The sequence below is a fragment of the Butyricimonas paravirosa genome (genome assembly GCF_032878955.1).
In the GTDB taxonomy this organism is placed as follows: Bacteria; Bacteroidota; Bacteroidia; order Bacteroidales; family Marinifilaceae; genus Butyricimonas; species Butyricimonas paravirosa.
In genome coordinates this window covers 1,475,816-1,488,707 of sequence record NZ_CP043839.1, presented here as the reverse complement: position 1 = coordinate 1,488,707, position 12,892 = coordinate 1,475,816, and the positions used below count along the sequence as shown (strand labels likewise).

Annotated in this window: 8 protein-coding genes; 4 read left to right on the top strand and 4 right to left on the bottom strand. The window is 44.3% G+C overall.

Features of this window, described 5'->3' with window-relative positions:
* The first annotated feature begins 3 nt into the window (after positions 1-3).
* Genes F1644_RS06245 through F1644_RS06235 form a run of 3 tightly spaced genes read left to right on the top strand, consistent with a single transcriptional unit; the run spans position 4 to position 3,861 of the window.
* A complete protein-coding gene (locus F1644_RS06245) occupies positions 4-1,485 on the top strand; it encodes a RagB/SusD family nutrient uptake outer membrane protein (protein WP_158571927.1) in 1,482 nt (493 codons plus the stop codon).
* 30 nt (positions 1,486-1,515) lie between these two features.
* Positions 1,516-2,268: a DUF4843 domain-containing protein gene (locus tag F1644_RS06240; protein WP_158571925.1), complete on the top strand. Its 753-nt coding sequence runs from the start codon at positions 1,516-1,518 to the stop codon at positions 2,266-2,268.
* Between the two features lie 21 nt (positions 2,269-2,289).
* Positions 2,290-3,861, top strand: coding sequence for a PKD-like family lipoprotein (locus tag F1644_RS06235; protein WP_118304830.1), 1,572 nt, complete (start codon positions 2,290-2,292; stop codon positions 3,859-3,861).
* Positions 3,862-3,958: 97 nt separating this feature from the next.
* Here F1644_RS06235 and F1644_RS06230 read toward each other — a convergent pair whose 3' ends face one another.
* Together F1644_RS06230 and F1644_RS06225 are read right to left on the bottom strand one after the other, a co-directional pair.
* On the bottom strand, positions 3,959-4,546 hold the full coding sequence (locus F1644_RS06230) for an indolepyruvate oxidoreductase subunit beta (protein WP_118304829.1): 588 nt from the start codon (positions 4,544-4,546) through the stop codon (positions 3,959-3,961).
* Positions 4,547-4,593: 47 nt separating this feature from the next.
* On the bottom strand, positions 4,594-6,186 hold the full coding sequence (locus F1644_RS06225; RefSeq protein WP_087421163.1) for a thiamine pyrophosphate-dependent enzyme: 1,593 nt from the start codon (positions 6,184-6,186) through the stop codon (positions 4,594-4,596).
* Between the two features lie 445 nt (positions 6,187-6,631).
* Here F1644_RS06225 and F1644_RS06220 point away from each other — a divergent pair, with 445 nt between their 5' ends.
* Complete coding sequence (locus tag F1644_RS06220; protein WP_168044349.1) at positions 6,632-8,575, top strand: SpoIIE family protein phosphatase; 1,944 nt, start codon at positions 6,632-6,634, stop codon at positions 8,573-8,575.
* Positions 8,576-8,606: 31 nt separating this feature from the next.
* Here the strand turns inward: F1644_RS06220 and F1644_RS06215 are convergent, their stop codons facing one another.
* Both F1644_RS06215 and F1644_RS06210 read right to left on the bottom strand, forming a co-directional pair.
* Positions 8,607-11,381 carry a M16 family metallopeptidase gene (locus tag F1644_RS06215; RefSeq protein ID WP_118304826.1) on the bottom strand — a complete coding sequence of 925 codons (2,775 nt, stop codon included), beginning with the start codon at positions 11,379-11,381 and terminating at the stop codon, positions 8,607-8,609.
* A complete protein-coding gene (locus tag F1644_RS06210; protein ID WP_118304825.1) occupies positions 11,378-12,694 on the bottom strand; it encodes a thioredoxin family protein in 1,317 nt (438 codons plus the stop codon). The genes F1644_RS06215 and F1644_RS06210 overlap by 4 nt, the downstream gene beginning before the upstream one ends.
* Between the last annotated feature and the right edge of the window lie 198 nt (positions 12,695-12,892).

Below are 12,892 nucleotides of genomic sequence, written 5' to 3'. Positions count from 1 at the left end.
AAGATGAAAAAGATATATTTATACTTATCAGTTGCAGTGGCCTTGACGTTTACCTCGTGTAACGAATGGCTGGATATACAACCGGAACTCGAAATGCGGCAGACTACGATGTTCGAGTCCGAGCAAGGGTTCAAAGATGTACTTACCGGAGCTTATATCAGAATGGCGACTCCGGAGCTTTACGGGCTCAACACGACGATGAAACTGCCGGAAATGATGGCCCAGCACTGGACGATACCATCTGCCAATTCGACACAGGCAGAGATCTATCATATCAGTAATTTCGATTTTACACAGACTTCAACGAAAAAGCTTCTTGAGGATGTTTGGTTGCAATATTACCAGACGATTATTAATATCAATTCTCTTCTGGAGAATATTGATGCGAAGAAGGATCTCTTTACAAATGGAAATTATGAATTGATAAAGGGGGAGGCCTTGGGCTTACGAGCATTCCTGCACTTGGAAATTTTACGTTATTGGGGACCTCTTCCGAGTAAGGCTAAGAGTTCCGATAAAGCTATTCCTTACGTGAAAATAGTCACGAAAAATCCACAGGAATTATTGGCCGTGTCATATCAGGAAGTGCTTGATAATATTTTGATGGACTTGAACAATGCAGAGGAGTTGTTGGTTGATGATCCGATCCTGACTTATTCGAATACCATCCTAAACTCTCCGGATGACTTGCAGGGAGTGAACCAAGATTTGCCACATCCGGCTGATGAATACCATTATTTCCGCCAGTCAAGGTTTAACTATTATGCCTTGAAAGCGACGAAGGCTCGTTATTATCTTTGGATAGGGAAAACTTCCGATGCGCTTGAAAATGCCTTGGTTGTGATAGATGCTTTGGATAGTGATGAGAAGTCAAAATTCACTTTGGGAAGTGATGCGGATGCCAACAATGGACAAATGACTTTCCCTGCCGAGCATATTTTTGCAGTCAGCAGTACTTTGGCAACCCAAACGTTAACACCAGTATTCTTTAATTACAGTACGGCATATACCCAGACGGTAGCTTATCTTGACGAGGCCTTTGAAGCTTCTCTTCACACTTCTGATATTCGCTATCGGAATAGTCGCTTGTGGGAAAACCGGATTGTTCCTTTGGCCAGTTCCGCTTTTAATTTTTTCAAAAAATACAATGAAACTGGTAGCACAGTGACTGCCGTAACGGATATTCCTTTGATCCGGCTTGCCGAGATGTATTTTATCGTGACGGAATGTGGGCGGGATGATTTGTTTAAAGTATATCGTATGGCTCGGGTATTGGATGCCTCTATTGATGGAACTTTGACAACTCCTGCGGCAATAAAGAGTCGCCTTGAGAAAGAGTACCGAAAGGAATTTTATGGTGAAGGTCAAATGTTTTTCTTTTATAAACGGCTTACGTATAATAGCTTGACATGGCCCGTGACGAAAGAGGTGCCGGATGCGTCTTATAAACTTCCTTTCCCGGAATCCCAAATGTCGTTTGAATAATTTTATGCTTAGATTATGGTCAATAAAATAATGAAATACGGATTTTTCTTTTTTATTTCGGTGCTGGCCTTTGTTGCTTGCCAAGAAAATGAAATCAGTACGTTTGATAACGAAAGTTCCCTTTTCTTTTTCCGTGATATTTATAATAACAATAGCAAGGGAACGCCACAACTTGATAGTACATCCTATTCCTTCTTTTTGGCGGGATCTATTCAAATAGATACGGTTTGGTTGGACGTGTTGCTTACGGGGTCGCCTTCCGCTCAGGATCGCCCGTTTCGTATCGTGCAGTCCAATGTCGGGGAACCCGGAGCCGCTGTTGCAGGAACTCATTATGTTGCATTCGATGATCCAGAAATGGTGAAGAGAATGGTGATGCCGGCAAATAAGGTGTCTGTCGCCTTACCGGTGATCATGACTCGAACACCACAGATGGATACCGAGGAGTATCGGCTGGATATGGAAATTCTTCCTAATGAATATTTCATCCAGGGAATTAAGGATCGTGTCGTGTATGTCCTTAAAATTACTGGTAAAGCCACGAAACCAGCTAACTGGGATTCACCGAATAGTTATCTGGCCACCTTCGGGGAGTGGGGACAAGAAAAGATGAGGTTCATCATCGATTATGTTGGGTATAATACTTTCGACGAGACCTTAATTACGGATTACAGGTATTATTTACAGCTAAAAGCGCGGGAAAAGTTAGCCGAATATGAGGCCGTTAAAGGGCCTATCTATGAGGCCGACAGTACACGGGTAACATTCCCTGCAGCATCTTAAACATCTTAAAGATTGAAGACTATGAAACAAATAATATATTTATTTGCCATGCTGCTGGGTATATCTTTTGCAGCTTGCGTGGAGGACACCGGGAATTACAGTTATGAGAACCCGGATGTAGTTGCTCCTATTATCAAATCGGGGATTGACGAGAACTATTCTGTTCTCGTGCTGGAAAATTTGGTTATCGATCCGACTATTGAAGGAGATGAATCTCAATATGATTACGTGTGGTACGCTTTCCCGGGGACGGTAACGAGTAGTGCGCCTAATGATACGCTTGGAGTAAGTAAGAAACTTGATTGTACAATTTCGATGGAACCGGGGACCTATCAATTGGTGTTTAAGGTGACAGATAAATCGAATGGGACTTCAGCATTTTATAAATCGAAGTTAGTGGTAGCCAGTTTCTTCAGTGAAGGTTATTATATTCTCAAATATGAGAATGGATATACGGATGTTGATTTTATCGATCGTAACGGGGAACTGAACGTGGATATTCTTAAAACAATTAATGGTGAAAGTTTGTCCGGTAAACCGATACGAGGTACTTACGAATATAACCAATATGCATATTACGTGTATGATGCAGAAGGAAATAGGACGAGGAAGAACTTGCAACCGGCCTATATGATTTGTACCGATGAAGATTTGGGTATCTACGAGGGGACCAGTATGAAACAGTTGAAAAGATGGAATGATGCCTTTCTTGAAGTACCCGCTGTTAAAAAGCCGCAAGGCGTGTGGGCAACTACAAGTGGTTTTATGTTGATGAATAATAATGCTGTTCATTTTGCTTATCTTGGTGGTGGTGGCGGTGGACATTTCGGATACGCATATCCGAATGACGATATGCAGCTTAATTCGATGGTAACGGCAGGTAGTAGTAGTTGCTTGTGTTACGATGATCGTGCCGGAGAATTTGTCGGGTATTATGTGCAGAAACATTATCCGATAAAAAATGCGATTGAATCTGCTTCTCCGCTTTCCCTGAAACCGGTTGGTGAGGTGTACTTCACAAATTGTGATTTGATTTATATGGGGGTGCAACCTTATTCGTCGACTTCGGTAGGAGGAACGTATGCTATTGTGAAGGATCGTACGACTGGTGTGGCCTCTTTGTGGCAGATAAATGTCGGTGTCATGCAAAATTATTATGCCGTGTATGATAAAGGTTATCGCGGATTGACGATTCCTGCATCATTCGATGTTGTAAATGGTAGGGTGTTTGCCGTACAAGGATATGGCGTTTTATCTACACCTCCGGCATATAGTGGTGTCATTTATTATTCGAAGGGAGATAATGTGGTACATTATTATAATCCAAGTAATCAGACTGAGAAGAAAAATATGATCTCTATTCCTGCGGATGAAGAGATTGTGTACCTTGCACATTCTTCTGATCCGAGTACGGTGACTCCGGTGGATGTGTTTAGCATTCTTTCTAACAAGGGTGGTAACTGGGTACTGCGAACATATAATCGGGAGGGAGCGACTCCTGATATTAATCCGAAGGCGGTTCGTACCTATACGGGAAAAGGGGTCGCAAAGAATTTCATTTATCGAAATTCGGGTACTCGCATCACCTATTAATTTACTTCTGTTTAAAATAAAAATACCGGTATTGTTTAAGTAGACAATACCGGTATTTTTAAAGCAGGGGAGTCATTGCCAACTCCCCCAGATCCGATTATTTAATGTAGTTTTGTGCGAATTCACGTCCGGCACGTAATGCCTTCAAGTTCATCTCTACGACATCGGCACCTTTACGTTCGAAAATAGCCATGATACCTTTTTCCAAGTATTCGAAAGGAATTTCGATGAAAGGAGAACCGGCACCCATCATCACGAAGTTGCTGGCACGTACGTTGCCTGCAGCCTCTTTAGCGATGCTGTCAGCGTCAATGATTACTTGGTGAGGAAGGGCTTTCAACGTGGCCATCAAGGTTTCAATTTCCGGATAGTTCGGGATATTGATAAACGGGGTGGCGTTCGTTACCACGTATCCCCCTTTTTTCAAATAGGGAAGATAACGTAATGCCTCCATCGGCTCAACTGAAAGGATAATATCGGCTGTTCCTTTGGCGATCAGGTCAGAGAAAATCGGTTTGTCGGAGATTCTCATGAAAGACTGCACATCACCCCCGCGTTGACTCATTCCGTGAGTCTCGGCTTGTTTCATGTACAGGTTATTGTTGAGGGCGGCAGACCCCAATGCTGCAGCGATAGAAAGGATTCCCTGTCCACCTACACCCGCTAATATAATATCTGTCTTCATAATTTTAAATTTTAAGTTTTAGATTTTAAATTGATCTTTGAATCAATTTATTTTTTCTTTTTCTTAGCGTCTCTTGCAGCTTTCTGGATACAAACTCTTCTCGGGATGATCACGGATACACCCTTGTATTCGATCTCGTCACGGATGATCTTGCACAATTCATCGTGATTTTTCGGTACGGGAAGTAGAACACGGATATGTTCCGGTTCAACACCAATACCGCGACAGATAGATTCCAGGTGTCCTAATGCTGAAGATTCCTGACCTCCGGTCATGGAGATGGATTCATTGTCGGAAATGATAATCGTGATGTTAGCTTTCTCGTTCACAGCGTCTAGTAACCCGGTCATTCCGGAGTGAGTGAACGTGGAGTCTCCGATAACGGATACAGCCGGGTATAATCCTGCATCTGCGGCACCTTTTGCCATGGTGATAGAGGCACCCATGTCCACGCAAGAGTTGATTGCTTGGAATGGAGGAAGGGCTCCTAAAGTGTAACAACCGATGTCAGAGAATACACGTGCATTCGGGTATTCGGCAACAACTGCATTCAATGCGGCGTACACGTCTCTGTGGCTACATCCCACGCAAAGGGCCGGTGGACGAGGTGCCACGATCTCTGGTACAGGCGATCCTTCGATAGAAGGTAAGCCGAATGCTTTCGCCACGTGATCCGGGTTCAACTCTCCGTCTCTGGGGAGCGTGCCATCCAAACGTCCGAGTACACATTCTTTTTCCAGGTAACCTTTCAAAGCCTCTTCAATTACCGGGTAGCCTTCTTCTAAAACGAGCAATTTTTCAGTGCTTTCTGCCAACTTGGTGATCATCTTTCTCGGAAGAGGATATTGGCTTACTTTTACTACCGGGTAAGGACAGTTTCCACCGAACACTTCCATCAGGTAGTTGTAACCGATACCGCAAGCGACGATACCCATTGATTTGTCAGCCCCGTCAATATATTGGTTGAAAGAAGAGTTATCAGATGCCTCTTCGAAAGCGGTTTGTTTCTCTAGTAATAATTTATATCTTTTTTTAGCGATAGCGGGAAGTAACACGAATTGACGTTTGTCTTCCGGTAAACGCATTTCATTTTCGGCTTTAGCCTCTCTTGGTTCAACACCGGAACGAGAGTGTGCCAGACGAGTCGTGATTCTTAATAACACGGGAGTTCCCATTTGCTCTGACAAGTCGAAAGCGTAGCGGGTCATGTCGTATGCCTCTTGTTGGTTAGAGGGTTCCATGATTGGAATTAAGGCAAATTTACCGTATACACGTGAATCTTGCTCGTTTTGAGATGAGTGCATAGATGGGTCGTCGGCAGCGATAATAACCATACCTCCGTTAGCCCCGGTAATAGCAGCGTTCATGAAACAGTCTGCGGCCACGTTCATTCCCACGTGTTTCATACATACCAAGGCTCTTTTTCCTGCATAGGACATTCCTAATGCGGTTTCCATGGCAGTCTTTTCGTTAGCAGACCACATCCGGTGAACGTTACGGGCGATAGCCTGCTTCGATTCCTGAATGTATTCCGTGATCTCTGTTGAAGGGGTTCCCGGGTATGCGAACACGCCGGATATACCTCCGTCTATAGCACCTTGTGCAATAGCTTCAACACCTAATAATAGTTGTTTTTGCATAATTAAAAGATTATTGATTTAAGTTGTTTGTTTTGCTTAAAAGAGAGCAACATACCTGTTGCCAAAAGATGCCTGAAATTACTCCGGCGGAATTTTCATAGTCCCCCGAACAATTTAAGTACGCCCACGATGTAGGCTAAAACGAAATAATATTCTGATGGTTTATACATCTACTAAATATTTAAAACGTTTTCGTTTGTAATTCGCGACTAAATTAGTATTAATATTTAATAAGAACAAATATTTCAGATGAGAAGTATTCGTGTGTGGAAATTCTTTTACAAGTTTATTTTTTCCAATCAGTACTGATGGAGCTTGTTAGCCGGAATCACTTGGGAAAAGACTCTTGAATAATTATTTTTTTGTACTAGTTTTATAGTTTTTTTGTATATTCGTGGCTTATTATAACGGGGTATAATAAGGAACTTTTCATCAATTGATAATTATGATATTTGATCGATATAAAAAATCTTTTCCTGCTAAATTGAGTTTGTATGTGATTTCGTTCATTACAATTCTTTCTTTTGTTTTAGTGGGCGTATTTTATCACTACTCAACGGAAACGTTGTCGCAAGAGGCCGAGGATAAGATAGAGAGTATGGCTGCTCAGGCAAATTTACGTGTGAGTGCGTTATTGAGTAAGGTGGAAAAGATTCCTGAAAATCTAGGATGGATGATCGTTGAATATGTAAAGGAGCCGGATTCTTTGTTTGGTATCACTCGGAGGATTGTAAAAGATAACCCGGAGATTTTTGGTTGTGCGATTGCTTTTGAACCTTACTATTTCCCGGAAAAGGGACATTACTTTGCCCCTTATTCATATATGGTCGGAGATTCCGTGAAGACCATTCAAGTCGGGAGTGAAGATTACAATTATTTTGAAAAAGGCTGGTACAAAGGTGCGAGGGAACACCGGTACTGGAGTAAGCCCTATCGGGATGCGGGTGATCCGGATGTGATCACGACGTCTTACGCGGTCCCGGTTCATGGGGAAAAGCATGAACTAATTGGTATTTTATCCGTGGATTTAACCAATCGATGGTTGCGTGATCTGGTCGATTCGATCAAGCCTTACAAGGGTAGTTATACCGTGGTTATTGACAAACAGGGACGTTATATCTTGCGCAGGGAAGGGGAGGTGATGATTGGTCAAAATATGTTCGAAACGGCAAAAGAGGCACGGGATACGAATGTTACTATTCTGGTAAACGAGATGGCAGCCGGGAAAAGCGGTAGTATCATCGTGGACGATGGGGGAGTTCTGTCCTATGTGTATTACACGCCGGTGGTGGCAACCGATTGGTATATGGCGGTAATTTGTCCATACGATCAGGTGTTTGGTAAGTTGAGCAAATTTAATATGTATCTGCTGATTGGCTTTGTCCTGTTGTTGTTATTTGTTTATTTTATTTGTTTTGTGGCCGTGCGACGAATCACAAAACCATTGACGATATTTGCTGCTTCAGCTCGGGATGTGGCACAAGGGAACTTTAACACACCGTTACCGCGTATCCGGTCTAAGGATGAATTAGGGGAATTGTATGAATCATTTCTTTTCATGCAGCAACAATTGACGGAATACGTGGATCAGTTACGTCGGACGACGACAGCGAATGAAAAGATCGAGAGTGAGTTGCGTATCGCCCATGATATTCAATTGGGAATGGTTCCGAAACAATTTGTCCCCACCTTTGGAGCCGAATGTATTGATATTCATGCCGTGTTGCATCCGGCTCGTCAGGTCGGAGGGGATTTGTATGATTATTTGATGCTGAACGAGGATGAGTTTGGTTTCGCCATTGGGGACGTTTCGGGGAAAGGAGTTCCTGCCTCCTTGTTTATGGCAACCACGATCAGCCAGATGCGATCTTTGGCTCTGCGGGATACCTCTTTGAATTATATCATGAATCTAATGAACCAGAGTTTGATTCGGACCGGGAACACGAGTATGTTTATTACTTTTTTTGCAGGGGTATTGAATCTGAACACGAATCGTCTGAGATTTTGTAATGCGGGACATCCTTACCCGTTATTGATTGCTCCGGATGGAACCGTGTCTTTCTTCAAGACTGCGGATAATTTACCTTTGGGTGTTACTTCCGATTATGATTACGAGGAACAGGAATGTTATTTTGCTCCGGGTTCTCAGTTGCTTTTGTACACAGATGGGGTGTCGGAAGCTCAAAATGAACGATCTAAATTTTATAAGATAGATCGGTTGTTTAACTTGGTGGCAAGTCATTCCCAACTAGCACCACGGCAAATGGTGGAGAAAGTGGTTGGGGACGTGAAACGTTTTGTCGGGAAGGCTGAGCAATCGGATGATTTAACTGTGATGAGTTTCCGGCTCAATGCCCGTGGGAAAAAGAAAACAGAGGGGCTTTTGTAGGCCCCTCCATTGAGAAAATTAAAGTTGCACCTTATTTGGATCTCACTACGATGTCGATACATTCAGCCGTTGCAAAGAATTTCTTAGCGACTTCTTGTACTATTTTTGCATTTAATTTTTTAATCGGATTCTCGAATAATTCGGGCGAATCTATATTTTTGCCCGTTTCAGCATAGAGGCGCAAGGCATCCTGCCAGTGGGCATTACCCCGGTTTTCCAGCACCCCGACACGTCCTTTCTTCATCATCAGCACCATATCTTCCACGTCTTCCTCGCTCACGCCCTCGGCAACGAGTTTATCAATCTGTTCGTGGACGATGGCTCGCATCCGGTCACCTTTCTCCGTGTTACTCTGAAAGTTGATAACGATATTCTGTGCCGGTCTCGGATAGTTTTCGTATGCTGCACCGACATTCACCCCGTATGCTCCGCCTTCATCTTCCCGAATGATCTCTTGGTACCGGTTGGATAGTACCGTGCGGATCACGTCGATAGCCAAGTCCTCCACCGGCTTCAATTTCAACGTGTTTGAGAATTCGATGGTCGTCATGTACTTGTTGTCCGGGATATTTGCCAGGATCGTTTCGGTCATGGAACCTTTTATCCGCAAGTCATGATGTACGGCTTTCTCTTTCCGGAAAGTGGATGGGATAGCTCCCAGGTATTTCGCTACCAGTTCCCGAGCCTCTTCCCGTTGAATATTCCCGGTTAGATAGAAATGAAAATCCGAGGCATCCTGGAAACGATCTTTGTAAATAGACACCATCTTGTCAAAGTCCATTGCATTATAGAACACCGTACTCTCTTTCCAGAGACGAGGAGAATCCTTAATTCGGAGTTTCTGCATTTGTTCCGAGATCGTGTCATTCACCGTACGGGGTGTATTTTCTACACGGAGACGATTGACGTACACGTACTTGTCAAAATCACCCCGGTCAAAACGGGGATGCTCGAAGAAAAGATAAATAATCTGGAGCAACATTTCTGTTTCGTTATTGTTACAGAACCCGCTCACGCCCTCGAATGTCTCGCCCAGTGTCACGTTGGGGTGTATCTGGTGTCCTTTCAATATAGCCTGCATCATCGGCATGGTGTGTTTGTACAGCCCGGAATACATTATCAAGGTAGATAATGCCGAGGCCGAGGGAAGATCTTCTGCGGGGAGCAAAGATAATCCTCCCGCGCTCTCTCCGAGCAGACTTACTTTAATCCCATCTTGGTCCGTAAATTTGTAATACACCTTACAGCCATTGGATAAAGTCCATTCTTCCGCGTCTAGTTCTTTTATCTTTTTGGTTTTCACGATTTCCCCGCCTTTCACCTCGTAGTCCAACAAGGGGACGGCTTTCACCTCTTCTTCCGCGCCGGCGGACAATTCACCTTCCCGAACTTCCTTCATAATATCGAGAATTTCATCTTGAGTCGGGAAATTATAGGTCGGATCATTCCCTTGCATGATAAACACCCAATTCTTGTAGTTACTATTCCATGAGGCAATCCAATCATGGAAATCCTTTGCCGTCAATTCCGACAAGATTTCTCGCGAGTAAGCGATGTCTTCCTCGATACTCGTGATCGGTTTTCCTTCTAAGAAATTATTCTGGTAGAGTTGCACGTACACCTCGTTCGGGAACTTATCCTTGTACTTCTCTGATTCTTCCAATCCCGGCAAATAAGCCTCCACCTGTTCCTTTACTTCCTTGTCGTTGATGGCGTGGCGATGTATGCGCTCTATCTCCCCCAGTAATTCTTTTAAGGCTTGTTTCTCCTTGCCCGGGTAAGCCTGCATATAGATGTTCCAGCGATCGTAATTCCGTACTAACCCGTTGAAACCAACCATTGTTTGCACGAACGACGGGTTTTTACTTTCGATATACTTTTGCAAGTATTTCTCGACAATCTGGTTGTAAAAACGATTGATCAGATTCCTTTTCATCATTTCCTTCAGGGATGTCGGGGGAGTCTGTTTCACGCGTTTCAATAGAGTGACGGATGATTCCGTCATTTCCTTGTCGAAAGCTTTCGTGTAGAGAGGTTCCTCGTTATCCGGGATCCCGTACACCAACCGGGGTTTCGGGTTCACCCGTTTCGGGATCGGGTTGAAAAGTTTCCGGATGTCCGCCTCCATTTTAGCGGCATCCACGTCCCCGACCACGATCACGGCCTGCTGATCCGGACGGTAGAAGTCCTTGTAATAAGCCCGCAACTCGTCCGGTGTGAAGTTCTGTATGATCTCTTCGCTACCGATGATATTTCTCGTGGCATACTTGCTGTGATTGAACACGTAGGGATCTGTCTGTTCTCTCAAGCGCATCCCTAGGTTCCGGCGACTCCGGCGTTCTTCTTTAATCACGCCTCGCTCCTTGTCAATCTCCACCGGGTCCAGCAACAGGAAACCCGACCAGTCTTTCATCACGAGAAGGCAGGAATCCACCAGTCCCGTGTCGGCCGTCGCCACGCCCGTCATGTAGTACACCGTTTCGTCCTGTCCCGTCTGGGCATTGAACTGGGTCACACCCCGGCGTTTCAGGAAATGAGGAATACCCTCCTTGAAACTCTTGGTCCCGTTGAAGGCCATGTGTTCCAGGAAATGGGCCAGCCCGTTTTGATTATCCTCTTCCATGAGAGCCCCCACGTTTTGCACGAGGTAAAAATCGGCTTTTCCCGGTTGCATCGTCGTGTGGCGTACGTAGTAAGTTAACCCGTTATCCAGTTGCCCATGACGAAATATCTTGGTGTCATCCTGCGCGTACAGGAGGCCCGGAATTTGAATACTTATTATAATAAGGAGTAAAATTTTTTTCATAAACCTTGTAACGATTGTTGAATCATTTGTTGTAACTGTTTCATTTCTGCTTTATTCTCGATCCCGGCACTGGCAATGAATGCTTGGTTATAGGATTGTTTTGCCTTCGCGGTTTCACCCGTGTTCTTCAGGCAGTCGCCCATCATCATAAGTAAACGTACACGGGTAGGAACAACCATCTCGTAGGTTAGCGCTTTGGCAATCCAGTCGATACATTTCCCGTAAGCGTTTTCAGACATTTTCCCCTCGTACACGGTAGCCAAGTCCTGCAAAGGTTGCGTGTAGTCCGCCAACTCCGTGGCCTCACCTTTCCCCGCAAAATAAACGTTCATTTTCTCGAAGAACGTGTTTTCGTCGTGACGGTACAAACCATACGTGGCATCAGCCAACAATGTAATGGCATCCAGAACGGATAGCGAACCGAAAGAGATTCCCGCATAGGCATTTTTCAAGTCTCCATTAACCCGGGCCAGCCGTTTTTTATAGTTAATATCACCTCGTTTGCAAAGTTGAATGATATAGCTGTTGTTCATGGAAATCAAGTAGTGAGCCACCCGGTCTCTTCCCGTCGGGGTTTCTTTCCCGTCTCCCGGTGCGTCTTTTTGCACCCCCTCGGCAAACTTGTCGAAGTTATTCGCGATGCAATCAAAGATAGGGTCCTCTTTCGATGTACCTCTATGATATAGGGTTAGAATCAGGAAATCCGCCCCGTTCGCCATGTTCTCGATCTTCTTGTTTTTCAAATATTCCGGGAACAGGCTTTCGATACGGGCACCCCATTTCTGCTGGTCGTACCCTACTTGCGTGGGGATAAACATGGGTGCCTCAAGTAGCAACTGTTGCTGTATGTCGAAATCGTTTTTCTTTTTCTTGTACTTGTCATACAATTGTTCAAAACTCAATTCATCACCCGCGGCAATTTTCGCCTCCTTGATTAACGCATCGGCAGGAACACCTCCCCGCACACGGCGCATTTCTTTCCCTTCGCGGCTGATGAATACCATGGTCGGCAATGCCTCCACGTTGTATTTTTTGACAATATCTTTGTTTTCCTTGGCATCCACATCCACTTGTACGCACACGAAACGAGAGTTGAAATACTCGCCTATTTCCGGTTGTGTGAATACCTCGCTGGCCATAGCTTTGCACGGCCCGCACCACTCCGCACAGAAGTCCACGAACAAATCTTTTTTCTCTTCCCGTGCTTTCTTTATCGCCTCGTCAAACGTGCCCTTGAACAGCGTCATTTGAGCTGACAGATTTCCCAGTATTCCCACGATTAGGAATACCATCAAGTAAAATGTTTTTCTCATTATGTATAAAATTAATGTTTATCGATACAACGATCTCTCCGGGTTCTGAAAGTTCATAAAGTTCATTGCTAACAGGCGTTTGGAGGGTATGTCAAAAGTTATTTTATAACAAAAAACTCCTCCGTCACTTCGTGCCACCTCCTCTATAAACAGAGGAGGTGTTGGTGACTCTTCCCGAAGATAGAGCGTATTTTAGCT